Raw genomic sequence first — 23,439 nt, 5'->3', positions numbered from 1 at the left:
TGCGCGCCGTGCCTGGGGCGTGGCGCGTGTTCGCTGTAAACCGTGCGGCTCGCTCGCGCGGGACGCTTATTGTTGAAGGGTGCGACGGTGGCTCACGTTCTTCTGATCGACGACGACCCGCAGGTGCAACTCCTGCTGCGCATGGTGTTCGAGGAGGCCGGGCACGAGGTGTCCGAGGCTTCGAACGGGCGGGCCGGGGTCCAGGCGTACGCGCGGCGCGCCGCCGCGGTCGTCGTGTGCGACCAGTTCATGCCCGTCCTGGACGGGCTGGAAACGATCCGGCAGTTGCGCGCCCTGGACCCGGAGGCGGTGGTGGTCGCCATGACCGGTGAGCCGCCGCGGGGCGGCAGCGCGTTCCCGGCGGCCGCGCACGCGGCGGGCGCGGCCGCGGTGCTGTCGAAGCCGTTCAACCCCGCGGCCCTTCTGCACCTTGTTGGAGAGCTTTCGGCCGGGCGGGGCCGCCACGACCAGGTGCGCTCGGCCGAGGCCGCGATCAGCCCGGCGGGGGCACCGGGATCGGGTTGATGTTCGGTACGTTCGGCAGGTTGGGCATCAGGTTCTTGATTTCCTCCAGCGACACGATTTGGGCCTTTCGCAACTCGGCCGCCGGGAGCACTTTGCCGACGAGGCCGTCCCACTTGGCACGCTGCTCGGCGGTGAGCACCTTGAGGGCGGCCTCCCACGCGGCCACGTCCCGCTCGGCCTCCGGATCCTCGACGCGCCCGTTCACCATCCGAACCGCCAGCGTGCCGCCGTTCTTGCTCCGGTCCGGGGGCGCCACGGCTTCGATCTTGTCTTCTTGCTCGGCGGACAGCCCGAGCGCCCGAATCACCCGGCGGTCGAGCAGCACGACCGGTCCCTTCGCTTGCAGCGAGAGCTGCTTCAGCCGGCGCATCTGTTCGGGCTTCAGAATCTCGGCGGCGGCCTTGTAAAACTCGGGGTCGCTGGGCGACTCCATACCACTGAACCCGACGGCCACGTCCACGACTTGGATGCCACCCCCGACGGGAATTGCCGGGCCGACGGGCATTGCCGGGCCGACAGGAATTGCCGGGCGGGCGGGCATTGCCGGGCCAATCACAACACCGCCGACCGGCCCCTGCTGGATCACGTTCGGCACAACCGCCTGCTTGCGCCGGCCGCGCAGCTCGTCCACCTTCTTGGCCTGCTCGGCGGTCAGTTGGATGTCCTTGCGGATCGCCTCGACCTTGAGCAGCCCGGCGATGTTGTCGACCTTGACCCGGTCGAGCGGGTCGGCGGCGCCCGGGGCGGCTTTGGGAACCGGCGCAGCAAGCGCCGGCGCGGCCCCCGACGGGAGCAGGCCGGCGCCGCCAAGGGCGGCCGCGCCGCTCAGCACCGTCGCGACCGCGAACGCGCGAAGTTTGCTCAGGCTCATGGCTCGTAGTACCTCGTTGAGAAGCAGTTGCGCGCCTGCCGGGGCGCATTGTGACCCGGAGAACGCAACCGAAACTGCGGACCCGAAGAGCTTGGCCGGTGCGGCCATCGCGGTGCTCGCGAGCCCGCCCGCGGCGCCCACGGCCGCGGCGCCGGCGACCCCGCGGCGGGTGAGCCGCGAAGCCAGCAGGGCGCGCCCGCGGGCCAACCGGCTGGCCACCGTGCCGACCGGCAGCCCGAGTTCGGCCGCGGTCTGGGCGACGGTCAGCCCGCGCACCTCGCACAGCACCACCGCCGCCCGGTACTTGTCCGGGAGCCGCTGGATCTCCTCGTCCAGCACCCGACCGAGGTCCGGCTCCGGCGGCGTGTATACGGCAGATGGCTCGGGCGTGTCGCCGAGCGCGCGTTCGCGGGCGAACCGCCGGAGCCGCCCGGCGCGGGCCTTGCGGGCGGTCAGCACGGCGACCCCGTGCAGCCACGCCGCGACCCGCCCGGGCGGTCGGACCGTGTCGGCCTTGCGGGCCAGCACCAGAAATGTGACCTGGAAGGCGTCTTCGGCGTCGGCGCGGGTGCCGAGGACGCGGTGACACACCCCGTATACGGTCGACCCGAGCCGGCGCACCAGTTCGGCGAACGCCTCCTCGTCCCGGGTCGCAACGAACCGGGCGAGCAGTTCGCCGTCGGACAGTTCGCCCAGCCGCACGGCCGCAAGCGCGGCCCGCACGATCGGGTCCAGCACGCCGCCGCGCCCGCTTCGCGTTCTCACACGTCGGCCCTCCGCACCTCGCTCTTCTGGAGGTACCTTTCCGAGACGTGCTGCAACTTATCCACGATTTCGGAATTTTGTTCCGGCGCCGCCCCGGCGGATCGTGTTCGGAGCTGGCTGCGTTTTACTGTGTGAGGCGCGGCGGCCGGATGACATCCGGCTTTCAGCGACTCGGTTCGGCCCGCCGGCGGTAGGAGAGGATGTAACGGGTGTAGGCGCCGGCGGCCGCGTCCTTGTCCGGGTCGAACCCGAAGGTCCGCATTTCCGCAACCGCCTGTTCCGGGGACCAGCCGTCGTGATCCACGCGGTAAACGGCGCACACCGTCCCGGTGCGATCGCGGCCCGCGGTGCAGTGGACGTAAACCGGGTGGTTCGCCGGATCAGCCATCACGGCCAAAAACTCCCGCGCGACCGGTTCCAACGGGCTGCCGCCCGGTTCCGCGCCCGTCTCGCGGGGCGGAATTCGCACGAACTTGATTCCGCGCGACTGGCAGATGGTTTCTTCGTGCGCGTCCGACTTCTCGGCCTCGTCGCGCAGCGGCCGCAGGCTCACGACCGTTTTGATGCCGTGGTCGGTCAGGAGCCGCTCGAACGCCGACGGGGTGAGTTGTCCGCTGCGGTACAGCACGCCGGGTTCCACCACGCCGAAGTTGCGCGGCCCGCGGTCGCACCCCGAGCCCGATAGAAGGACCGCAATCGCCACCAACGCCGTCAGAATGGGTCTCGATCCACCAATCATCACCGTGGTTCCTCGCAGGGCGCTGGACGTGGGCGGTGGGCGACTTTCAGCGGACCGTTTCGGGTGCTGCGTTTGCGCTCCGCTGCGTGAACGCGGCCATACCCCCGGCCGATGGCACGGTCAACCGAGCAGTCGGAGCGTTTTCTCGTCTCGCTCACCGCCGAAGAACCGCTCCAGGAGTTGGTGGAACACGGAGCCGTCCGGCGAGATGTGCGCGAACAGCGTCGCGCACGATTTGAGCTTCGCGTCGTCGGGACCGCCGAAGATGTCGAGCGCCGATTTGCCCGCGACACCCAGCGCCGCCTCGGCGCATTCGAGGAGGCGCGGCCCGAGAACGGGGTGGGCGAGGTACGCTTCCGCCTCCGCACGGCTCTTGATCGCGTACCGCTGGGACATCGCACTGAACCCCAGCCCGGCGAACTGTGGGAAGACGTACCACATCCAGTGCGTGACCTTGTCGCCGGCACGGACCTCGGCCAGCGCGGTGGCGTAATCCGACCGCCCGCCACCGCCCTGCTGGGCCGCAACGAACCGGTTCAGGTCGTAAGGGTCATTCGCGTTTGTCATGACCAATCCGGGTTGATTCTGGCGGCTATCACCGGCGCTGAATCGTGTGATTCGTTGGTAGCGACGCCCCAGCGAAGTGCCAGTCGGGAGGTAGCAAATGTCCAGCCGGCGACCAGTCGGCGTGGTGCTGTCCCCCCGTCGCAGGGCCGAATGAGTCGAAAACAATAGACCCTCGTATTGAGGGCGCCTCCAAGAAAGTCGCCGCCGATCAGCAGGGACGGCTTGCGGCGTGCCGTGGTCGCAACGACGCGGGTGACTCATACTGTTGGTGCAACATCTTGAAGCGACCATACCAGCCGCTTGCCAATTGCCGCAGCGTAACGGGCCAGCGTATCAACGGTTGGGTTATCGTGGACGCCGTTTTCGAGCCGGCCGAGCGCGGCCTTGTCGATACCCGACCGCTCGGCGACATCTGCGAGGCTCAACCCGGCCGCCTCCCGCGCCTTCTTGAGTTCGACCAGTGCGGCCATGAGCGACAGGTACACCCCGTGCGGAATGGGGCCGTTGTACTCACCACTTTCGATGAGCTGTTGGGGCGTCGGACGCTCTTTCTGAAACTGCTCGCGAATGGCCTTGTACCGCGCGCGATCCTCGGCGGTCCATTTCATGTCGCGGTGAATGCGCTCGGCCATTGCTTACCCATTGCTGACGGTTGATGGAAGCAGGGCAAACGCACTCAATCCTCGGGATTTTTCAGTAGTACCTGTTCGAGGTAGGTATTATCCCATCCGGCCTTGAGTCGCCGGTTCTTGATCCCACATTTGGCGTTTGCCTTCTTCAACATCGCCAAGGCGATCTTGCGCACGAGGGCCATATTCTGCGGGCCGTGCCCTTCACGGAGTCGGTGGTCGTCTTCTCGGAACGCGACATCCAGCACCCAATGGCATGAATTCTCGATGCACCAATGAGCCCGGATCCACGTTTGGAACCGCTTGGCCGATGCCTTCCGCGAGCTGATGTAATACCGCACCTCGTCGCTCGTCCTACCGGCGACCGTGCGGCTGCTGACGAGCACCACGACGGACCGCAACCGGGGCCACACATTCCGGTCCCGGATCGACTCCAGGTCGTCGATCACGAAGCAGAACCGCATCTCCTCGCGCCCGTGGCCCGTTCCTTCGTTGAGGTCGGTCGAGCGGCCCGCGTAGCTCGCCTCTAGGGCCCCCTCGGCCAACCGCTGGATGTCCTCGAGCAGCCGCGGCTGGTTGTCCTTGACCGCCAGCAGGTAGTCCCCCTTGGCGGCCACGATCTGCTGGGCGATGTCCTTCTGGGTGCCCATCGCGTCGATGCTCACCAGGGCCCCCGCGAGGTCCAGCCGCTCCAGCAGTTCCGGGATCGCGGTGATCTCGTTGGACTTCTCGTCGGTCTTCACCTGGGCCAACGTGAGGCCCAACTGCTGAGCCCATGCGCTGACGATGTGTGTGGCCTTGCGAGCCCCCGTGCCGGTGACCCGCTTGGACCCCCGCATGGTCTTCCCGTCGATCGGGATGTGGGGCACCCGGAGGCCCTCGGCGGCGTCCGCGACCCACGCCCGGAAGCACCGCCCGAACGCCTCCGGGCGGACCAGCGCGAACACCCGGTTGAGGGTGTCGTGGGACGGAATCCCGTTGCGCAGCGTCAGCCCCAGCCGGTCCCGGAACCAGGACTCCTTGGCCCGCGCGAACTCGGCGATCGACACGAAGTCATCGGCCCCGACGATCGTCCCACAGGTCACGATCATGAGTACATCAATCAAGTCGTGGAAGCACTTCAACTCGACCCGCGGATCCGGGATCTGGGACAGGTACTCGATTAACGGGCGTGGGCCGGGGGCGGCACTCATCGGCAGACTCCGAGGCGGTGAGGGCGCGCCAGAATCATATGGAGGCGGGGCCGCACATGCGCAGGAGGCGAGCGATGGCCGCTCGATCACACGCCTCAAAATTAGCTAGAATCCAGCGATTCCTAGGGGATTGAGTGCGTTTGCCCTGTTGATGGAAGCAACTTGCCGTGCCTGTCTGTGAGCCGTGAACCGTACAGTGGACCCCATTGTCTAGACCAAAAAGTTGCTATCCTTCGCTACTGTTTCGTCGGGGCCTTCGTGGCTCCGACGCCATACACCTGAGCCGGGGTGCGGTAGTCCAGGGACTGGTGTAACCGCTCGGTGTTGTAGAACCCGAAGTACGCCCGGAGCCCACTCTCCAGGGCCGGCACCGACTCGTAACCCTTGAGGTACACGTCCTCGTACTTGACGCTCCGCCACAGGCGCTCCACGAACACGTTGTCCAGGCACCGGCCCCGCCCGTCCATGCTCACCGCGACCCCGGCCCGCTCCAATCGCCCGACCCACGCGGCGGCCGTGAACTGGACTCCCTGGTCCGTGTTGAACACCTCCGGCTTGCCCCGGCCCAAGGCCTCCTCCAGCATGTCCTGGCAGAATGACCCGTCCAACGTGTTGGACAGTCGCCAGGCCACCACGTACCGGCTGAACCAGTCCATCGTTGCGGCCAGGTACATGAACCCGGTGGGCATCGGGATGTACGTGATGTCCGTGCTCCACACCTGATGGACCCGGTCGATGGCCACGCCCCGCAACAGGTACGGGTACACCTTGTGCCCGGACCCGACCGACAGCTTGGGCTTGGGGTACAGGGCCTCCAACCCCATGATCCGCAACAGCCGCTGCACCCGCTTGCGGTTCACCTCGTGGCCCTGGGTGCCCAGCCACGCGGCCAGGCGCCGGCTCCCGTAGAACGGGCACGTCGTGTACTGCTCGTCGATCAACCGCATCAGCGTCAGGTTCTCCGCGCTCTCCGGGGTCGGCTCGTAGTACACCGTCGAGCGGTTCAATCCGATCAGCTCGCACTGGCGCCGGACGCTCAGCTCCGGGTGCTCGGCCTCGATCCGGGCACGCTTGGCCTCAGCCGAGGGCGGCCGATTTTTTTTTCACCCAGTCGAGTTCCACCTTGAGGCGGCCGATCTGCTCGTACAACTCGGTCGTCTTGTCTTCCGGGGGGCCGGTGCCCTTCGCCCCCGAGGCGAACACGGCCTCGGCCCCGGTGAGCAACTGCTTCTTCCACCCATGAATCAGGGTCGGGTGGACGCCGTGCTGACTCGCCAGTTCGTTGATGGTCTTGTCGCCCTTGAGGGCCGCCAGCGCGACCTGGGCCTTGAACGCCGCCGAGTGACTCTTCCGCTTGCCCGCCATGGGTTCCCCTTTCCTGGGCCTCCGGTATAGCTTAACCGGCGGTCCAGTTTTCGGGGTCCACTATACCGGTCTCAGTGGGTGTACTTCGGCAAACGCGACAGTGGTTCGAGTTTAACTATTCGCCGTCTCTTGCCTCGACGCACTCGAAACCAACCTTTGTGCGCTCCCAACGATCACGTTCGAGAGACGTGACGAACTTGTACGTCCACCACTCGAGACTTGGGGCGATCTCGGGACGATCGTGATCGCGGTTCCAGAACTCGACCAACCGCCCAGGTTCCGGACCGGCCACATCCACGCACAGATAGCTCCCGGCCCCGTTCTCCAAAAACGGCACCCAGTTCGGGTCCCACCAGCCCGGCTCGAAGTCATATCCGATCATACCGTCCATCAGCGTTTTGACGCGCCCGATGTCTTCCGCGGGCATCCATTGTCGATTGCCGTGAAAGCTGTCGAACGTGTCACCCTGACCGTCTCGCCACTGGTACAGCACACGAAAAGCGTCCGGCAGCTTCACACCCAGTTGAGATTCGAAGTCGAGCCACGCCGCATGAGACAGACCCGGGCGAAGGCGGGCGTAATAGTCGGCACGATTTCGTGCGAGCCAGGCATCGAGACGGCCGACCAGTTCCGCCATCGGCGGTGGAGGTTCGGGCGGGCCGAAGACACGACGGAACAAGTCACGCAACTGTTTTTCCGGACCGGCCACGGGCGCACCTCACATCATTTTGGCCATCCACCCCAGCGCCTTCTCCAGCGACTCCATCGGGAGCCCGACGACGTTGCTCGCGCTCCCGGTTTCGATCGTCAGGTAAGGGTCGTGCGGGAACTCGATCGAGTACGCGCCGCTGCACCCTTCCCACTTGCGCGTCTTCAGGTAGGCGTCGATTTCGGCGTCCGAGAGCTGGGCCATGCGGACGAGGCTGCGCTCCTGCCAGCAGAACTGAAAGTCCGACGGGCGGTGCCACAAGCACACCCCGGTCCAGAGTTCGTGAACGGTGCCCGACAGGGATTTGATGATGCGCCGCGCGTCCGCCTCGTCTTCGGGCTTGCCCACGACTTTCCCGTTCAGCCAGCCCACCGTGTCGGCGGCGATGACGAGCCCGTCGGGTTCTTTCAGCGCGACCGCTTCGGCCTTGAGCCACGCGAGTTCGCCGACGTAGTGCCGGCAGTCGCCCAGCCGGGCTTCCGTGGGCTCGTCGATGTTGGACGGCTTCACCTCGAACGGGTACCCGGCTTGCTCCATGAGCCAGCGGCGGCCCCACGAGCCGCTCGCGAGGATCAGGCGGAACGGGAGCTGCGCGCGTGCTGCCATGTGTCGAGAACCTCTGCCAGTTTGGGCCACAGCCGGTCCGCGGTCAGGTCCGGCAGGCAGACCATGTTCGGGCACTTCTTGATGTAGCTCCCGCCGCACGCCACCGCCGTTTCGACGCAGTTGGCGGCTTGCGTGTACGGCCCGTGGGACGCCACCTTGGTGCAGAGGTACGGCGCCACGCACGGTACGCCCAGCGCCGCCGCGAGGTGCAGCGGCCCCGTGTCGTTGCCGACCATCACATCGGCCAATGACAGCGCGGCCGACAGGCGCGGGAGCGAGGTCCGGCCGGTGAGGTCGAGCGCGGGGCCGCGCAGGCCGGCGATCACCTCGCGCGCGGCCGGCGTGTCCTCGTGCCCGCCCACAAAAACCGCGGAACCGCCGAAACGCGACTGCGCCCGGTTCAGCAGTTCCGCGAAGTGCGGGGGGGGCCAGCGCTTCGTGACCCACTTCGCCCCCACCGCGACCGCCACCCACGGGCGCGGGAGCGTCATCAGTTCCGCCCGCGCCGTTATCCGCTCGTCCGTCCGCACCGGCACGCGGAACGTTTTCGGCAGGTGCCCGACGCCGAACGCCTCCGCGACGGCCCACATGCGATCGACCGCGTGCCCCTCCGTGCGCGCGGGCGCGGCCAGCTTGTGCGTGTACGCGTACCGGCTGCCCTCGCGGGCGTTGCGGAACCCGACCCGGTGCGGGGCGCCGCTCGACAGCGCCATCAGCCCGCTGCGGAACAGCCCCTGCATGTCGATAACGAGGTCGAACTGCCGGCGGCGGAGTTCCGCGGCGAAGCCCCACGCGGCCGCGAGCCCGCCGCGGAGCCCCTTGAACGCCCCCCGATCGAACGGGAGCGTGTCGGTCAGGTCCGGGTGGCCGGCGATGAGCGGCTCGAGACTCGCGTTCACGACCCAGGTGATGCGCGCCGCCGGGAACCGGCTGCGGAGGGCCGTTAAAACCGGAAGCGCGTGAACGATGTCGCCCAGTGCGCTGGGTTTGATGATCGCGATCCGCCGCGCGTTGATCTGGTCCAGCGTCATGGCGGGCCTTTCCTTAAACGGCCACTGCTCAGGGGGTACGGGCGCGGTAGTGTGCCCACGTGGTGCGTGGCGGGCAAGACCGAATCCCGCCCCGCACTACCAGCATAGCTTGCACCGCCGGCACTTTCGGCACGCGCCGCCGCGCGTACCGAAAGTGCCGGCCCCCTTTACACCCCGGCGCGTTGACCGGTCCGCCGATTCGGACGACAGTACAATGTGAACTGCTGTCGAGGTGTGACCATTATGACGCTGGCCGAAACCAACCTGCGCCCGACGGTCCCGGAAGCAGGCACGCGCACGGCGTTCCTGGTGATAGCCGGGGCGAGCGTGCCCGACGGGAAACTGCTCGCGTCGGTACGGCACCCCGGCGAAGACCTCGCGCCCGAAGACGCCCTCCGGCGCGCCCAGGAAGCGAACGAACCCATCCCGGTGAGCTTCCAGGCGCCGGTTGCGGTGTGCGTGCTCCGGGTGGCCCCGGATTTCACCCTGCTCAACTTCAAGTGTCTCGACGCGCCGCACTTCCGGCCGCGGGAGATCGTGAACCAGTTCTGGTTCGGGGTGACGCATTACAACGCCAGGCTCGTCACGTTCAACGGCCGGGCGTTCGATTTGCCCCTGTTGGAGTTGGCGGCGTTCCGGTACGGAATCCAGGCCCGCGACTACTACCTCGCGCGCGACCGGTACCGGGGGCCGATCGACCTGTCGGACTGGCTCACCAACTCCGGCGCGTACAAACTGGCCGGCGGGCTCGACGTGCTGGCGAAGCTGATCGGTACGCCGGGGCGCCTGTTCTCGGTTCCGGCCGGCGGAATCGCCGAGATCAACGACCGGTGCCTGTGCGACGCCCTCGACACCTACTTCGTGTTCCTCCGCACCCGCGTGATGACCGGCGACATCACCTCCGACCAAGAGGCCGCGCTGGTCGCCGGCGCGAAGGCGCTTCTTAGCACGAAAGTCGCCGAAGCCCCGGTGTTGGGGGCTTACCTCGCGGCGTGGGCCGCGGCTCCGGGGCGCGGCCCGACGGTCGGCGGGGCTCCCGAACCGGCGGGGACCGGTGCAGGAGCCCCGTGACGCCGGGCTCAGCGAGCGGGGGTCGAACCGGCGCCGGGCGGGTGGCTCGTGTTGAGCGGCCCTGTGACGCCCGACACACGCGTTTGTGGGGGCGCCGGCGGCAACTCGACCCGGGTGAGCGGGTTCGGCAGGAGCGACCGGGCGGCATCGGATCGCGTCATTCGGTTAACGTAGCGGCGGTCGTATTTGCGCATGGGTATTGTTCCTGGTGTGGGGCGCACACCAGCGCGACACGCGCCGGCGGTGCGCGGGTAAGAGTTCGGGTCATAACGAATAGAGCGGGGGTGGGGGCGAACGCTACTCGCGCCAGACGCAGTGGCGGGCGTGTGTACGGACGGGTTCGTTATCGGATCGGTCGGCCGGCGGCCGTACCGTGAGGAGGGGGAGCGGGACGATCGCACGGGGCCGCGCGACGTGACGCACGGCCGCCGAAACGGCCGGCGCGTCCGGCCGGGTCACCTCTTGCGGCTCGGCACCGTCGGACTCGCCGCCGAACGCCGGTGCCGGCGCGGCCGCCAGGAGCAGCCCGAGCAAGAGCGTGCAGAGAATTCGCAGTAACGGCGCCATCGGGACCGCCCCGGGGGTCGTGAGCCGGCCGGTGCGGCCGGGCACCGAGTTATACGCCCGCCGGCCGCCCATCTTTACCGCTCTCGGCCCGATTTCCGGCCGTCACTTCCGGCGTAGCACCCACGCGTCTTGCGGCGGGTTCCCCTTCGCGCCCTCGCGGGCGTGTTCCAGCACCTCGAACCCGTCGGCCAGCACCCCGCGCACGAACGCCGGCGGGTGGAACACGGCGCAGTGGTTCGTTCCCGCCAGTTCCCCGGAGCGCACCACCAGCCGCCCCGCCCGGTAGTCGGCGCGTTCGGCCCGGTTCAACTTCCCGACCAGCGCGTCGCCGTGCAGCGAGAGCACCAGCACCCCGCCCGGCTTCAGCACGCGGCGCAGCTCGCGCATCCAGTGGAACTGAAGCGGCTGCGGCAGGTGCGTCAGCACCGAGAACGCGTAGGCGACATCGAACGAGCCGGCGTCGTAGTCGAGCGCCGATTCCAGCGCGTTCACCGCGAACCGGGCGGTCGGGAGGTGCTCCGCGCACCACTCCACGCCCACCGGGTTCGAGTCGCACCCGTGCAGCGCCGCGGGCAGGTGCGTCAGGTGCCGGAGCACGCGCCCGCACCCGCACCCGAAGTCGAGCACCGCCTCGCAGTCCCCAAGCGCCACGCCGTTGCGCGCCAGCAGCGCCGCGAGCGCGTCGGCGGCGAGTTTCCCGGCGGTGAGGAACCAATCCGCGTCGCCGGTCCCCGCGACCATCAGCCGCAGCACCTCGGGCGGGAGCGGGGGCGCCGCGCCCGGTTCGGTGTGGCCCGGGCGGCGGTTGCCGGCGCGGGCCTTCAGCCGGTGGTTCTCGCCCGCGAGCCGCCAGCACTCTTCGGTGAGTAACCGGTTCTCCCGCTCCCGGGCGGTCAGCGCGTGGGCGAGCTTCGACAGCCCGGGGACGAACCGCAGCAGGTCGCGGGTACGCATGTCACGCCTTCCAAAAACGGAGCAGCTCGCGGCGCAGGAACGCCCACAGCCCGCGGGCCGCGACCAAGCTGTTGTGCGCCTTCGCCCGCTGCCCGGTCGCCCGCCGCCAGACCGCCTCGACGAGCTTCTGGGTGAGTTGAAGCGGGGCGTCGACGGTCACCAGGGCCTTGTACGCGAAGAGCGCGAGCGGGCCGGCGCCGCACTTGCGGAAGTAGTGCACGTAGCCGATCGCCACGTTCGGGGCCGCGAAGTTGATGTTGGTGCGGCCCGCCGCGCGCCCGTAGTGGACGACCTCCACGCTCGCGGCGTACAGCACCGGCCCGAACCGGCTCACCTGCGTGGACAGGTCGATGTCCTCGACCCCGAACCAGTAGGCCTCGTCCCACCGCCCGACCCGGTCGAACACCGTGCGGGACAGGAACACCGCGGCCCCCATCAGCACCTCGACCTCGCGCGCGGTCATCGGGTCGAACGTGTCGCGGCGGTACTCGTAGTACGCGCGGCGGAACAGCCCGGTCCAGCGCAACAGCGTGATCCGGTGCAGCAGCGCGGCGAGCGTGGGGCGGCGCCGGTACGAGATCTGGACCTCGCCGTCGGCGCCGCGCAGCCGCGGGCCGAACATGCCCGCCCCGGGGTTCGCCTCCGCGAGGTCCAGGAACCGCCGGAGCGTGCGCTCGGGGACGAGGGTGTCGTTGTTCAGGAAGAACAGGAACCGGCCGGTCGCGACCGCGGCGGCCTGGTTGCTGGCGCGCGCGAAGCCGTAGTTCTCGGCGTTCCGAATGAGGACCACGTCCGGGAACTCGGCGACGACCATGTCGGCCGCCCCGTCGGTGGACGCGTTGTCGGCAATAATCACCTCGAACCGGGCGCCCTGGTCCTGTTCGAACAGCGACTGAAGGCAGCGCCGGAGCAGTTCGACGCAATTCCAGTTGGCGATGCACACCGACACGTCCGGCACGGCCGGGCGGGCGACGCGGGGTTCGGGCGGTGCGATGAGCACCTGCGACATGAGCGCTTCCTGCGTTCGGGGTCGGTCCTTCGGTGCAACAGACGGGGGGTTCTACCACTTCTGCGGAAGCCGTGTCAACCGCGACGCGCGGGAGGGTGTGTCTGTGGATGTTGGCACATCGGTTGAGGCACGCGATTTCCTACGCGGCGGTCCAAAGGTCCTTCCATTCGGGCGTTTCGACGAGGCCCCCGAGTTCGACCAGCGGTCCGACGTGCGCGGCCTTCCACCGAGCCCCGGTGCGCTTGAGCCGCCGGTTCACGACGTGCTTGATGGCCCCTTCGACGCACCCGCTGCCGATGCTTCGCCCTTGCCCCAGTCGGTCGGCGTGATGCAGATGCGTCGGGTGCGGGGCCGGATACGCGGCCAAGTGCACCAACTGTTCCACAGCCGCCCCGCCAGGAACTCGCGGTACCGGTTCCCCGCTCCGCCTCTCGATCCCCCTCTTGCCACCCAACAGGGCCGCGCAATAACGCCATCGGCGGCCGGTGTGACGGTCACAAGCGCCTCCACGGATGCCGGGGACGTGGCCGTGGTTCCTTCGGCGAGCGCCCGCCGCACCTCGGGCGGGACGTGCGGGTGAACGCGGACGGGTTGGCGCGGGCTCTCATACACAAGCCGGCTGTTGGTGTCCGTTTTGAGTTTTGTCTTTGTGGCACCGGCACCACCAGCCGGACCGTGAATCAGGCTCTCGACATTGAGCCGCGTGATTTGGTCTCCGGGATCGGGGCCGCTCACAGCAGCGCCGCGACGAACTCGCGCGCCGCGGCGAGCCAGGGGAGCAGGAGCAGGAAGCACACGACCGCGAGCCAGGTCCCGTGATGGGGCTCGAACCGGTTGCACAGCGGGAAGAACGTCGCCCGCACCGCGCCCGGGAAGTTCGCGCCCGCCGCGCCCAGGACCATCCACCAGAACGCGGCAGCACCGGCCCCGGCGAACAGCCCCGCCGCGATTTGTGCCAGGTCCGGCGCGACGGGTATCATCATCAGTAACTTGCGGTCCTCCTTCTGTTGCCGCGACGCGCTCGTGAGCCAGCGGTCCGAGGGCGGTGCCCGCAACTCCTCCAGCGACGGGAGCGCGTGGGGCTCGTAAGACTGGGCGAGTCGCCACTGCGCCTGTTCGACCTGCGCGCCGGCCACCAGCCCGAGGGCGACCGGCCACATCACCGCCGCGAGCAGCAGCGTCGCGCTCACCAGCACCACCGGCGGGTACAGCAGCCACTTCCGCCCGGCGCCGAGGTCGATGCCGCGCTCGCGGGCGTGCGCGATCCCGGCGCGCGAGAGCAGGTAACTCAGGAGCAGCGCCAGCGGGAACACGACCATCGTGACCAGCCCGACCGCGAGCACCCCGAACGACAGGTACGCGAGGCGCCAGTCCTCCGGCCCGCTCCACAGCGTGAGCCGGACCCGCCGGGCGCCCGCCGCGGCGGCGGTTCGCGCCCCCCGGAGGTGCTCGCGGAGCAGGTGCCGGACCCCGTGGAACGCCGCCGGGTCCGGGGCCGCGCCCCATTGCGCCGGCGGGCCGAGTTGTTCGAGGACCGCGCTCAGCGCCGCGAGCGCGACCGGCTTCGGGGCCGCGCTCAGTTCGTTCGCGACGTGCTCGCGGAGGTCGGACTCGATGTCGCCGGCGCTCACGTCCGGCGCCCCGGCCAGCGCCCCGCGCACCTGCCCGAGGTACTCTTCCAGCCGCGCCGCGGCGGGCGGCGACAGGTCCAGATCGGCCGGCGTCAAGGTCATGGCAATGGCTCCGTTGCGGTCACCGTGTCGATACCGGTTCGGACCTCGGCCCACGCCGCCAGCATCCGGGCGAGCATCTCCTGGCCGCGGGCGGTGAGCCGGTAGTACTTGCGCGCCGGCCCCTCGGGCGACTCGGCCAGCGTCGCGTCCACCAGCCCTTCCTTCTTGAACCGGCTCAGGATCGGGTAAATGGTCCCCTCGCCGATCACGAGCCCGTCCACCGCGGACAGCCGCTTGACGATGTCGTACCCGTACACCCGGTCGCCTTTGAGGGTGGCCAGAACGCACAGTTCCAGCAGCCCCTTGCGCATTTGCGTGGTCCAGTTGGCCAGAAAGCCCGCGTCCATGCGGTCACTATAATGTCACGCAAGGTACCTGTCAATGAGGTGGGCCGGCCCGAGCCAGGAAGGCTCTTTTCCCGCTGTAGTCTCACGGCACCCGGCTGAAATGAAGACGTTGCGAGAACGTCGGTCGCCCGGACAAGGCGCCCGCCGGGAACGCTCCGAAGGCGAAAGCGGTTCCCGTACCGGCGACGTTCGGGAGGTGGGGCGAAGTTGCGGACCGTTCCGTCACCGCGGTTCCAGCTTCGCACGGTCTTGCGGGAGCACGTCGGCGTAAGCCGCTTGGTACGCGCGCTCGAGCGGCGCGTAAACGTACTCGTCCGGCCGCAGGAACAGGGGCATGTCCGGGAGCGGGTCGCCGACCGCCAGCGGCTGAACGTAGCACCGGTGCGGGCTGCCCGCGGCGTCGCCGGACTCATACGCGGCGAGCGCCAGCGGCTTGTCGTCCGGTCGCGTGTACGGGGCACCGCCGAGCCGCGGCCAGATCACGCCGTGGAGCCCGTTCGGGTCTCGCTTGCCCGGCGGGAACGGATCGATCACCAGCGCGTGGATGCCCGCGTCCACGGCCGTCACCACCTTCTTCACGAACTCGCGCAGGGGTTGGGCGGACGACGTGTTGCCCGGCGAAACCAGCTCCACGATGGCGACGAGCCGGTCGTCGCTGGAGTGGCGGATCGCGAGCCGCTTCTGCGCGAACGCGGGCACGCGCGGCGCGCCGGTGGCCGCAATGGCGACGCGGGGCGGGGCGGCGGGGACCGTTAGCACGGTCCCGCCGGGGCGCGTTGTGTCCGGCTCTTTCGACTGAAGGGTGAGTACGTCCGGCCCCATCGTGCGGAGCGTCTGTTCGGCGCGGGCGTAGTAACCGGGCGGGAGGGCGCCGTCGTTCAGTACGCGGCGGATCGCGACCAGCCAACCGATGCGGAAGTCGTGATATGCGTAAGCTTCGACGCGGGTCCAGTCGTGCAGCGGCATCCCTCTCCTCCGGGCAGACGATCCAGTCTACTGCCCGGGGAAAGCAGACAACAACGCCGGGTTACGACCCGGTCGGGGCGGCGTCCGATTCGGCCTCCCGGAACACCGGCACTTCCTGAACCGTTTCGGCCGCCGCGTGCTCCGCGACCGGTTCCGCCATCGCGATTGCCGCCGGGGCCGGCCGCGTGCGCCGCCGGTCGATCCACGCCGCCACCCGCTTCCCGCGGTTCATCATGTCGTCCCAGATCGAGTACGCCACCGGCGTCACCAGGAGCGACAGCAGCAGCGACAGGAGTTGCCCGCCGAGGATCACCTTCGCCATGCTGGCCCGGGCGCCGGCCCCGGGGCCGCTCCCGGTCGCGATGGGGATCATCGCCGCCACCAGCATCACGGTCGTCATGAGGATCGGCCGGAACCGGGCCTCGTTCGCACGGAGGATCGCCTCGTCGCGCGGGAGCCCCTTCGCGATCAGCACGTTCGTGTAGTCCACCTGCAAGATGCCGTTCTTCTTCACGATGCCGAACAGCATGAACAGCCCGATCATCGCGTAGATGTCCAGGGGCGTGCGCAGCAGCATCAGCGAGATCAGCGCGAACGGCAGCGTCAGCGGCACGGCCATCAGGATCGTGATCGGGTGGACGAGGCTCTCGAACTGCGCCGCCAGGATCATGTACATGAACACGAACGCCAGGAAGAACGCGAGCAGGAAGTTGGCGTTGGAGTCGGCCATCAGCTTGGCCTCGCCGAGGAACTCGTACCGGTACTCCGGCGGCAGGTCCAGCTCCTTCACGTACCCCTCCACCTCCGGCAGCACGTTGCCGAGCGCCACCCCGGGCGCGAAGTTGCACTGCACGCCGATCTGCCGCTGCCGGTTGTACCGCTCGATGGTCGCCGGCCCGCGCTCGTCGGCGAGCCGGGCGAGGGTGCGCAGCTCCACCATCTGCCCCTTCGTGTCGGGCACGAGCAACTGGTCGATCGTGGCGGACCGGTCGCGGCTCGGGAGCGCGGCGCGGAGCCACACGTCGTACTGGTCCGAGCCCTCCTTGTACTTCGTGACCGGTTCGCCGCCCACCAGCAGGCTGAGCGCGGTGGCCACGCCCTGCACGTTCACCTTCTGGTCCGCCGCCCGCTGGCGGTCGATGCGCACCTGCAGCTCCGGGCTGCGGGCCGCGGCGTTGGTGTCCACGTCGGTGAACTTCGGGTTCGCCTTCATCTTCTTCATGATCTCGGCCGCGTACCGGTCGAGCTTGTCGCCGTCGGGGCCGCGGATGCTGAGGTCCAGTTGCGCGTTCTTGAACGCGCTCGAGCTGATCAGCTTCACGTCCTGCACGGAGGTGCGCAGGTCGGGGTAGTCGGCCAGCACCACGCGGGCGTCGGCCATCGCGTCGCGCTGCGCGAAGTCGCGCAGCGAGATGTCGCTCATCCGGCAGTAGATGTTGACCTGCGTCACGTCCCCCTGCCCCTTCGGCGCGCGCCCGTCGGTGGGGCCGATCACGGTGAACACGTTGGTCACCCCGCGCACCTTCTTGAGTTTCTCTTCCAGCTCCGCGCACTGCGCCTCGGCGGTGGCGAGCGTCGAGCCCTCCTTCAGGGTGATGGCGACCTCGAACTCGCTCTGGTCGTCCTTCGGCACGAAGTCGGTGCCGACGAGCACGAACAGCACCGGCGTGCTGAGGAACGTGATGACCGTGGCGAGCACGATCACCCACCGGTGCCGCAGGGACCAGGCGAGGGTGCCGACGTACCACCGCGTGAGCCAGCCGGACGAGTGGGCGTGGGAGGAACCTACCCCCGTCCCCTCCCTGAAGGGAGTGGGGGAGTCCGATTCGCTCGCGGTGTGCGCGCCGGGTTCGTGATCGGCGCGCGAAGGTTCTTTCTCCCCCTTCCCTTCAGGGAGGGGGGCCGGGGGGGTCGGTCCCCGCAGCAGCCGGGCGCACAGCATCGGAGTGAGCGTGAAGCTGACCGCCATGCTCATCATGATCGCAAACGCGACCACGAACCCGAAGCTGTTGAAGAACCGCCCCACCTGGCCGGACATGAACGCGATCGGCGCGAAGATCACCACCAGCGACAGCGTCGTCGCCACCACCGCCAGCGCGATTTCCTTGGTCGCCTTGCTGGCCGCGTCCCACCCGCTGAGCCCGTACTCCTCCGTGTACCGGAACACGTTCTCCAGCACCACCACCGCGTCGTCGATCACGATCCCGACCGCCAGGATCAGCCCGAGCAGGGTCATGTTGTTGAGCGAGAACCCCATCACGTCCATGAACGCGAACGTGCCCACGATGCTGGTCGGCACCGCGGTCGCGGCGATCAGCGTGGCCCGCCAGTCGCGGAGGAAGATGAAGATGGTCGCGATCACCAGCACCGCGGCCAGCACGAGGTGGAACTTCACCTCCTCGATGGACCCCTTGATGAACTTGCTCTGGTCGCGGATGATCTCGGTCTTGATGTCGGCCGGGAGCCCCGACTGGATCTTGGCGAGCCGCTCCTTCACCCGGTCCGCGACCGCCACCGTGTTCCCGCCGGACTGCTTCTGGATGACGAGGCTGACCGCGACGTTGCCGTCCAGGCGCGACTTCCCGCGGGGCTCCTCGATGTCGTCGGTGACGTCCGCCACGTCCTTCACGCGGACCGCGTACTTGAGCCCGTTCTCGTCGGTGCGGGTCTCGATGATGACGTTCTCGAAGTCCGCCGGGGTCTGGATGCGGCCCACCACGCGCAGCCCGCGCTCCTGGGCGCCGCCGTCCACCTTCCCGCCCGGCAGCTCGATGTTCTGCGCCGCCAGCGCCCGCCGCACGTCCTCGGGGGACAGGGGCGGGCTCAGCGCGCGGAGCCGCTCGGGCCGCAGCGTCACGTTCACCGCCCGCTGCTCGCCGCCGACCAGCACCACGGACCCGACCCCGGTCACCCCTTCCAGGTCCTCCTTGATCTGCTTCTTGGCGATCTCGGTGACCTCGCGCAGCTTGCGCCCCGGCCCGCCGGACACCACCACCGTCACGACCGGGGCCGCGTCCAGGTTGAACTTCTCGACCACCGGCGCGTCGGTGCCGTAGGGGAGCCGCGGGAGCAGCGTGGAGATGCGGTCGCGCACGTCCTGGGCCGCGATGTCGCCGTTCCGCTCCAGCTTGAACCCGATGACGACGCTGGACACGCCCTCCTTGGTGGTGGAGCGCAGCTCGTCGATGCCCGAGACGGTGTTCACCGCCTCCTCGACCGGGCGGGTGACGCTCGACTCCATCTCCTCGACGCCGGCGCCGCGGAGCGTGGTGGTGACCACCACGACGGGCACGTCCACGTTGGGGAACAGCTCGACCCCGAGCCGCCCGTAGGACGCCATCCCGAGCACCACCGGCCCGAGCACGAGCATGGTGGTGAACACCGGGCGGCGGATGCAGATGTCCCAGATGGCCATGATTTGGGTCTCAGGTCCACAAGTCTCAAGTCACAAGTCGAAGACACCGACGGGGCGGCCGGGATCAATCGGTTCCGTCTGAGGTCCACCAGTCCCAAGTCACAAATCGAAGACACTGACGGGGCGGTGGGGCTCACTCGCCCGACAAGTACGACATGAACCGCTGAAGCATCCGGCATACCTCGGTCGTGAGTGCCGACGCCTCGTCGAACTGCGTTTGAGAAATGAAATTGTTGTCTAGCGCCGCGTAAAGCTGGCTTCGGACCTCCCCGGCCGAACCTTTCGCGATGGAAAGGAAGTGCCGAAAGTCTTTGTCGCCGCTGTCTCGTTCGTACCCCTCAGCGATGTTCGACATCACCGACAGCGCCGCGTCCCGCATCTGACGCCGGAACCCGTAATCGCGGTCGAAGGCCGCCCCGCCCGTGATCTGAAACACTAAGTTGGTCAGGACGCGCGCCCGCTTCCAGGCTTCAATGTCCTCGAACCGTCGAATGGCCGCCATCGGTGCTCCCCTGTTACTGACTTGGGACTTGCGACCTGACGACCTGGGACCGCTCGCCAATGGCCGCCATCGGTGCTCCCTGTTATTGACTTGGGACTTGCGACCTGACGACCTGGGACTACTTGATCCGGACGGGGGCGCCGTCCACCAGTTGCGACTGCCCGCTCGTGACCACCTTCGCGCCCGCGGGCACGCCGGCCACCTCCAGCCACGCCTTGTCGCGCGTGCCCACCGTCACCTCGACCGCGCGGGCCTTGTCGCCCTCGACCACGAACACCTTGTTCACCCCGGCGAACGACACCAGCGCCTCCGGCGGCACCGTGGTCACCGCGTCGGAGCCGACCACCACCTCCCCGGTCGCGAACCCGCCGGCCTTCAGCCGGCCGTCCCCGTTGCGCACCCCGATCACCACCCCGAAGGTGCGGCTGGTCGGGTCGATGGTGGGGCTGATCCGGGCCACGAACCCGTTGAACAGGTGCCCCGGGTGGGCCAGCACGCTCAGCTCCACCTGCTGGTTCACCAGCACGTCCGGCGCGTGCTTCTCGGGCACCGCGACCCCGAACTTCAGCGCGTGGTCGATCACCAGCCGGAAGCAGTTGGTCAGCGGCATCGACTCGACCGACGAGCCGGGCGTGACCATCCGCTGGGCCACGGCGTAGGACAGCGGGGTCGCGGTCGTGCCGAGCTGCTGCACCCAGTCGTTCCACTCGGGCGGGTTCGGGGCGCACAGCTTCGTGTCCGCGAGCTTGCGCTCGGCGTCCTCGAGCGCGGCCTTGAGCCGGCGGGCGTTGGCGAGCGTCACCCGGGCCTCGGTCTCCGCCACCAGCACCCGGGTCCGCGCGACCGCCACGCGGTTGATCGCGGAGTCGAGCGCCTGGCGCGACCCGACCCCGCCCGCGACCTCCTTCTCGACCCGCTTCAGCTCGGAGTCCGCGAAGTCGGCGTTGGCCTTCGCCTCGGCCACCGCGTCCACCTTGGCGATCAGCGGCTCGAACTCGGCGTCGGAGGCGGGCAGCGCGGCCAGTTTCAGCTTGCGCAGCTCGCCCTCGAACGCGGGCCGGGCCTGGTCGACCGCGAGGCGGAACTCCGTGGGGTCGAGTTCCATGAGCAGCTCGCCGGGGCGGACCCGCGCGCCCACGTCGTGGTACGCGCGCAGCACCCGCCCGCCGACCTTCGGCGCGAGCATCACGTCCTCGTAGGGGTACAGCGTGCCGGACACCGGGACCGTGCGCCGCAGCTTCATCGCCTTCGCCTCGGCGACCGTCACCGGGACCACCTTCGCGGCGGCGTCCGCGGTGGTCGCGGGCGGCTTCGGCGCGCACGCGGGGAACAGGAGGGCGAGGAGCAGGAGCGGTACCAACCGACTCCCCCGGCCCCCCTCCCTGAAGGGAAGGGGGAGAGAAGGCACTCCCGAAACGCCTTGCGAATCGAGCGTGCGAGGGGCATCCGCCGCCCCCCCCCTCCCTGCCCGCCGGCCCGCGGAAGCTCCGCTGACAGGGCCGGCGAGCGCGGCGCGGGGGCCGGGGGGTGGGTTGCTTTGGGTGCCTTCGAGGGGTGTCGGTTCTGCGCTCATCGCGTCTCCTTTGCCGCAAGAACACCGTTCAGCACCACATCGAGCACGTCCGCGGCCTGCGCGTCCGGGTCGCTCGGGCGGCCGGTCAGCAGGTTGGTGAGGATGGTGCCGTACAGCAGATCGCCCAGCACGTTAAAGAACCGCTCCCGCGGCACCGCCCGGATCGCGCCGGCGCTCACGAGGTGGTTGAAGAACGCCTCGTGCTTGCACTCGGCCTCGGCGTTCTTGGTGACGAAGTAGAGCGGCCGGTGGTGGTGCGGGAACGCGGCCCGCTCCTGGATGAACAGCTCCGCCATCTCGGGCCGCCGGTGGAAGAACCCCAGGTACGCCCGCACCGCGGCGCGGATCAGGTCGGCCCCTTGGTGGGGCTGCGCCAGCACGCCGTCCATCTCGGCTTCCAGCTCCTTCAGCCCGCGCTCGACGGCGCTGAGGAACAGTTGCTCCTTGGTCGGGAAGTACCGGTACACGGTCCCGTTCCCGACCCCGAGGTGGTTGGCGATGGTCTGCACCTGCGTGTTCGCGAACCCGAAGGTGGCGAACACGCGGGCGGCGGTGTCCAGGATCTGGGCCTTGCGCCGCGCCTCCAGATCGGGGTCGCGCGGGCGCCCGGGCTTCCGGTTCTCAGTGACACTCATACGGCGTTTCACTGATTTTAGATATTTAACGGATTGGTCCGTCCGGTAAATAGTAACCACTTGTGAAATAAGCGACAAGCCCAACTTTCACTCGGTTCGGAAAGACTGGCGAATTTCGGGGCGGTGTCCCGTTCCGGCTCGCGCGGTCACTTCCGCCGGCGCGGCGCCCGAATTCTCGTTTCCGGATGCGGTGGGCCGGTTACAATTCACCTATCTCGCCATTGGAACGCATTACATGCCGCTCGACTGGTCCCCGCTGGTTGACCTCCTGCGCCGTCACGACCGCCCGCTCCTGATGACCCACGTGCGCCCGGACGCCGACGGGATGGGCGCGCAGTTGGCGCTCCGCGACGCGCTCGCTGCCATCGGAAAGTACCCCCGCGTGGCGATCGCCAGCAAGCTGCTCCCGCGGTACGAGTTCCTCGACCCCAAGCGGGCGGTCATTGAGGACTTCAAGCCGGCCGCGTTCACGGACCGGGACTGCGTGGTGATCCTCGACACCGGGACGTGGAACCAGCTCGGCGATTTCGGCGACTGGTTGCGGAAGTCGCCGCTGCCGCGTGCGGTCGTGGACCACCACCGCACGCAGGACGACCTGGGCGGGCTCCAACTGGTGGACACCACCGCGGAGGCCGCCGGTCGGCTCGCCTACGAGCTGATCCGCGCCCTGGGCGCCCCGCTGAGCGCGGCGGCGGCGAACCACCTGTTCATGGCGGTGGCGACCGACACGGGCTGGTTCCGGCACCCGAACGCGACGGCGCAGACCTTCGCGCTATGCGGCGAACTGGTCGCGGCCGGGGCGAACCCGACGGCCCTGTACGAGCAGTTGTACGAGGCGGCCTCGCTGGCCCGGTTCAAGCTCACCGCGGTGGCCCTGGAGCGGCTCGGGGTGCGGGCGAACGGGAAGATCGGGTTCACCGAGATCGCGCTGGCCGACTACGAGAAAACCGGGTCCGTCCCGGGCGACACGGAAGACCTGATCAACTACCCGCGCTCGGTGGAGGGCGTGGAGCTGGCGCTGGTGTTCATCGAGCAGCCCGGCGGCGGGACGAAGGTGAGCTTCCGGTCGCGGGCCGCCGACGTGTCCAAGCTCGCCGAGAAGTGGGGCGGCGGCGGGCACAAGCTCGCGAGCGGCGCCCGGCTCGGGAAGCCGCTCGCGGAGGCCCGCGAGGAGGTGCTCGCCGCGGCCGAAGCCGTCCTGGCGGGCCAGTAAGGCGTGCGGCTTGCTCGCCCGCGCTGTAACGGGGGTTACAGCGCGACACCGCCGGTAGCCAATGGGGCCGCGACGGGACATCTGCTGGCCGTGGACTACCCATTCGCTGGCGGTTCGCTGGGTGGTCGCTACCACGCGAATCGTGCGTTCCGGGCACCGCGGTCGGGTCGAATGCGACCGGGAGCGGGTCCGGCCGCACGCCGAATAACGACTGTAAGTATTTGCAACGGCAGCGTTTGCAACGCAGTTAATCGGCGCCAACGAGCGTGCTTCGCGGTTCGGTGCCCGTTGCCAATGCTCCGCCCGGCACGGATGCGGGAAGCGAAAACTTCTGGAAGTGCCGAATCGGGAAATTAGGGGTGGGAAATGCCGGGTGTGCCGACCGACCGGTTGGCGGTTCCCGCCCCGACCGGACTCCTGTTACGGCCGGGTGACGCTCGATAACGAGACCTAC

At 68.8% G+C, this 23,439-nt stretch carries 24 protein-coding genes; 3 read left to right on the top strand and 21 right to left on the bottom strand.

The genetic code is table 11. The features are described 5' to 3' along the window. Positions 1–87: 87 nt before the first annotated feature. Positions 88–525 carry a response regulator gene (locus GobsT_RS02165; RefSeq protein ID WP_050790294.1) on the top strand — a complete coding sequence of 146 codons (438 nt, stop codon included), beginning with the start codon at positions 88–90 and terminating at the stop codon, positions 523–525. Here GobsT_RS02165 and GobsT_RS40360 read toward each other — a convergent pair. The 9 genes from GobsT_RS40360 to GobsT_RS02120 all read right to left on the bottom strand — a co-directional run bounded on the left by GobsT_RS40360 (position 494) and on the right by GobsT_RS02120 (position 9,000). Continuing rightward, positions 494–2,161 (bottom strand): RNA polymerase sigma factor, encoded by a 1,668-nt coding sequence (locus GobsT_RS40360; protein ID WP_010042473.1) that lies wholly within the window; start codon positions 2,159–2,161, stop codon positions 494–496. The genes GobsT_RS02165 and GobsT_RS40360 overlap by 32 nt on opposite strands. 163 nt (positions 2,162–2,324) lie before the next feature. Next, positions 2,325–2,864, bottom strand: a complete 540-nt coding sequence (locus GobsT_RS02155; protein ID WP_157506788.1) for a fused DSP-PTPase phosphatase/NAD kinase-like protein — start codon at positions 2,862–2,864, stop codon at positions 2,325–2,327. A 156-nt stretch (positions 2,865–3,020) separates the two neighbouring features. Then, the gene (locus tag GobsT_RS02150) at positions 3,021–3,467 is read right to left on the bottom strand and encodes a DUF1810 domain-containing protein (RefSeq protein ID WP_010042479.1); all 447 of its coding nucleotides are present in this window, start codon (positions 3,465–3,467) and stop codon (positions 3,021–3,023) included. A 257-nt stretch (positions 3,468–3,724) separates the two neighbouring features. Next, complete coding sequence (locus tag GobsT_RS02145) at positions 3,725–4,099, bottom strand: helix-turn-helix domain-containing protein (protein WP_010042481.1); 375 nt, start codon at positions 4,097–4,099, stop codon at positions 3,725–3,727. A gap of 44 nt (positions 4,100–4,143) precedes the next feature. Further along, positions 4,144–5,289, bottom strand: coding sequence for an ISAs1-like element ISGob5 family transposase (locus tag GobsT_RS02140; RefSeq protein WP_010033957.1), 1,146 nt, complete (start codon positions 5,287–5,289; stop codon positions 4,144–4,146). 236 nt (positions 5,290–5,525) lie between these two features. Further along, a protein-coding gene (locus tag GobsT_RS02135; protein ID WP_417936319.1) for an IS3 family transposase occupies positions 5,526–6,654 on the bottom strand; the annotation gives its coding sequence in 2 pieces (ribosomal slippage) (positions 5,526–6,374 and positions 6,376–6,654; 1,128 coding nt in all). Positions 6,655–6,769: 115 nt separating this feature from the next. Then, positions 6,770–7,363 carry an SMI1/KNR4 family protein gene (locus GobsT_RS02130; RefSeq protein WP_148087579.1) on the bottom strand — a complete coding sequence of 198 codons (594 nt, stop codon included), beginning with the start codon at positions 7,361–7,363 and terminating at the stop codon, positions 6,770–6,772. A 9-nt stretch (positions 7,364–7,372) separates the two neighbouring features. Beyond that, positions 7,373–7,969, bottom strand: coding sequence for a Maf family protein (locus GobsT_RS02125; RefSeq protein WP_010042487.1), 597 nt, complete (start codon positions 7,967–7,969; stop codon positions 7,373–7,375). After that, complete coding sequence (locus tag GobsT_RS02120) at positions 7,936–9,000, bottom strand: glycosyltransferase family 9 protein (RefSeq protein ID WP_010042489.1); 1,065 nt, start codon at positions 8,998–9,000, stop codon at positions 7,936–7,938. The genes GobsT_RS02125 and GobsT_RS02120 overlap by 34 nt, the downstream gene beginning before the upstream one ends. Before the next feature lie 243 nt (positions 9,001–9,243). Between GobsT_RS02120 and GobsT_RS02115 the strand changes: the two genes are divergently transcribed. Then, on the top strand, positions 9,244–10,071 hold the full coding sequence (locus GobsT_RS02115) for a hypothetical protein (protein ID WP_010045762.1): 828 nt from the start codon (positions 9,244–9,246) through the stop codon (positions 10,069–10,071). A gap of 8 nt (positions 10,072–10,079) precedes the next feature. On the opposite strand, the gene GobsT_RS02110 is transcribed toward GobsT_RS02115, so the two are convergent. From GobsT_RS02110 to GobsT_RS02055, 12 genes are all read right to left on the bottom strand, one after another. Continuing rightward, on the bottom strand, positions 10,080–10,265 hold the full coding sequence (locus GobsT_RS02110; RefSeq protein ID WP_010045760.1) for a hypothetical protein: 186 nt from the start codon (positions 10,263–10,265) through the stop codon (positions 10,080–10,082). A 103-nt stretch (positions 10,266–10,368) separates the two neighbouring features. Beyond that, positions 10,369–10,638, bottom strand: coding sequence for a hypothetical protein (locus GobsT_RS02105; protein WP_148087578.1), 270 nt, complete (start codon positions 10,636–10,638; stop codon positions 10,369–10,371). A gap of 102 nt (positions 10,639–10,740) precedes the next feature. After that, positions 10,741–11,592: a class I SAM-dependent methyltransferase gene (locus GobsT_RS02100; RefSeq protein ID WP_010045753.1), complete on the bottom strand. Its 852-nt coding sequence runs from the start codon at positions 11,590–11,592 to the stop codon at positions 10,741–10,743. Position 11,593: 1 nt separating this feature from the next. Beyond that, entirely contained in the window at positions 11,594–12,601 is a 1,008-nt protein-coding gene (locus tag GobsT_RS02095) for a glycosyltransferase family 2 protein (protein ID WP_010045750.1), read from the bottom strand. Between the two features lie 139 nt (positions 12,602–12,740). Next, positions 12,741–12,986: a hypothetical protein gene (locus GobsT_RS02090; protein ID WP_010045749.1), complete on the bottom strand. Its 246-nt coding sequence runs from the start codon at positions 12,984–12,986 to the stop codon at positions 12,741–12,743. A 346-nt stretch (positions 12,987–13,332) separates the two neighbouring features. Then, positions 13,333–14,334 carry a hypothetical protein gene (locus tag GobsT_RS02085; protein ID WP_010045747.1) on the bottom strand — a complete coding sequence of 334 codons (1,002 nt, stop codon included), beginning with the start codon at positions 14,332–14,334 and terminating at the stop codon, positions 13,333–13,335. Beyond that, positions 14,331–14,681 (bottom strand): PadR family transcriptional regulator, encoded by a 351-nt coding sequence (locus GobsT_RS02080; protein WP_010045745.1) that lies wholly within the window; start codon positions 14,679–14,681, stop codon positions 14,331–14,333. The genes GobsT_RS02085 and GobsT_RS02080 overlap by 4 nt, the downstream gene beginning before the upstream one ends. A 222-nt stretch (positions 14,682–14,903) precedes the next feature. Beyond that, the gene (locus GobsT_RS02075) at positions 14,904–15,647 is read right to left on the bottom strand and encodes a DUF4058 family protein (protein ID WP_010045742.1); all 744 of its coding nucleotides are present in this window, start codon (positions 15,645–15,647) and stop codon (positions 14,904–14,906) included. 61 nt (positions 15,648–15,708) lie between these two features. Beyond that, positions 15,709–19,062: an efflux RND transporter permease subunit gene (locus GobsT_RS38590; protein ID WP_010045740.1), complete on the bottom strand. Its 3,354-nt coding sequence runs from the start codon at positions 19,060–19,062 to the stop codon at positions 15,709–15,711. 133 nt (positions 19,063–19,195) lie between these two features. Beyond that, the gene (locus GobsT_RS02065) at positions 19,196–19,564 is read right to left on the bottom strand and encodes a four helix bundle protein (protein WP_010045737.1); all 369 of its coding nucleotides are present in this window, start codon (positions 19,562–19,564) and stop codon (positions 19,196–19,198) included. A gap of 118 nt (positions 19,565–19,682) precedes the next feature. Further along, positions 19,683–20,924: an efflux RND transporter periplasmic adaptor subunit gene (locus GobsT_RS02060; RefSeq protein ID WP_010045734.1), complete on the bottom strand. Its 1,242-nt coding sequence runs from the start codon at positions 20,922–20,924 to the stop codon at positions 19,683–19,685. A gap of 209 nt (positions 20,925–21,133) precedes the next feature. After that, on the bottom strand, positions 21,134–21,772 hold the full coding sequence (locus tag GobsT_RS02055; RefSeq protein ID WP_010045729.1) for a TetR/AcrR family transcriptional regulator: 639 nt from the start codon (positions 21,770–21,772) through the stop codon (positions 21,134–21,136). 235 nt (positions 21,773–22,007) lie between these two features. Here GobsT_RS02055 and GobsT_RS02050 point away from each other — a divergent pair, with 235 nt between their 5' ends. Further along, complete coding sequence (locus tag GobsT_RS02050) at positions 22,008–22,985, top strand: DHH family phosphoesterase (RefSeq protein WP_010045727.1); 978 nt, start codon at positions 22,008–22,010, stop codon at positions 22,983–22,985. Positions 22,986–23,439: the final 454 nt, after the last annotated feature.

Origin of the sequence: Gemmata obscuriglobus (assembly GCF_008065095.1) — a bacterium.
GTDB classification, from domain to species: Bacteria; Planctomycetota; Planctomycetia; order Gemmatales; family Gemmataceae; genus Gemmata; species Gemmata obscuriglobus.
The sequence above is the reverse complement of the archived record's forward strand: the minus strand, read 5'-3'. Positions and strand labels throughout refer to the sequence as shown.

Coding starts and splice junctions, on each gene's coding strand:
- GobsT_RS02150 (WP_010042479.1), bottom strand. CDS start 3,467: ATGACAAACGCGAATGACCCTTACGACCTGAACCGGTTCGTTGCGGCC.
- GobsT_RS02145 (WP_010042481.1), bottom strand. CDS start 4,099: ATGGCCGAGCGCATTCACCGCGACATGAAATGGACCGCCGAGGATCGC.
- GobsT_RS02140 (WP_010033957.1), bottom strand. CDS start 5,289: ATGAGTGCCGCCCCCGGCCCACGCCCGTTAATCGAGTACCTGTCCCAG.
- GobsT_RS02125 (WP_010042487.1), bottom strand. CDS start 7,969: ATGGCAGCACGCGCGCAGCTCCCGTTCCGCCTGATCCTCGCGAGCGGC.
- GobsT_RS02120 (WP_010042489.1), bottom strand. CDS start 9,000: ATGACGCTGGACCAGATCAACGCGCGGCGGATCGCGATCATCAAACCC.
- GobsT_RS02115 (WP_010045762.1), top strand. CDS start 9,244: ATGACGCTGGCCGAAACCAACCTGCGCCCGACGGTCCCGGAAGCAGGC.
- GobsT_RS02110 (WP_010045760.1), bottom strand. CDS start 10,265: ATGCGCAAATACGACCGCCGCTACGTTAACCGAATGACGCGATCCGAT.
- GobsT_RS02105 (WP_148087578.1), bottom strand. CDS start 10,638: ATGGCGCCGTTACTGCGAATTCTCTGCACGCTCTTGCTCGGGCTGCTC.
- GobsT_RS02100 (WP_010045753.1), bottom strand. CDS start 11,592: ATGCGTACCCGCGACCTGCTGCGGTTCGTCCCCGGGCTGTCGAAGCTC.
- GobsT_RS02095 (WP_010045750.1), bottom strand. CDS start 12,601: ATGTCGCAGGTGCTCATCGCACCGCCCGAACCCCGCGTCGCCCGCCCG.
- GobsT_RS02085 (WP_010045747.1), bottom strand. CDS start 14,334: ATGACCTTGACGCCGGCCGATCTGGACCTGTCGCCGCCCGCCGCGGCG.
- GobsT_RS02080 (WP_010045745.1), bottom strand. CDS start 14,681: ATGGACGCGGGCTTTCTGGCCAACTGGACCACGCAAATGCGCAAGGGG.
- GobsT_RS02075 (WP_010045742.1), bottom strand. CDS start 15,647: ATGCCGCTGCACGACTGGACCCGCGTCGAAGCTTACGCATATCACGAC.
- GobsT_RS38590 (WP_010045740.1), bottom strand. CDS start 19,062: ATGGCCATCTGGGACATCTGCATCCGCCGCCCGGTGTTCACCACCATG.
- GobsT_RS02065 (WP_010045737.1), bottom strand. CDS start 19,564: ATGGCGGCCATTCGACGGTTCGAGGACATTGAAGCCTGGAAGCGGGCG.
- GobsT_RS02055 (WP_010045729.1), bottom strand. CDS start 21,772: ATGAGTGTCACTGAGAACCGGAAGCCCGGGCGCCCGCGCGACCCCGAT.
- GobsT_RS02050 (WP_010045727.1), top strand. CDS start 22,008: ATGCCGCTCGACTGGTCCCCGCTGGTTGACCTCCTGCGCCGTCACGAC.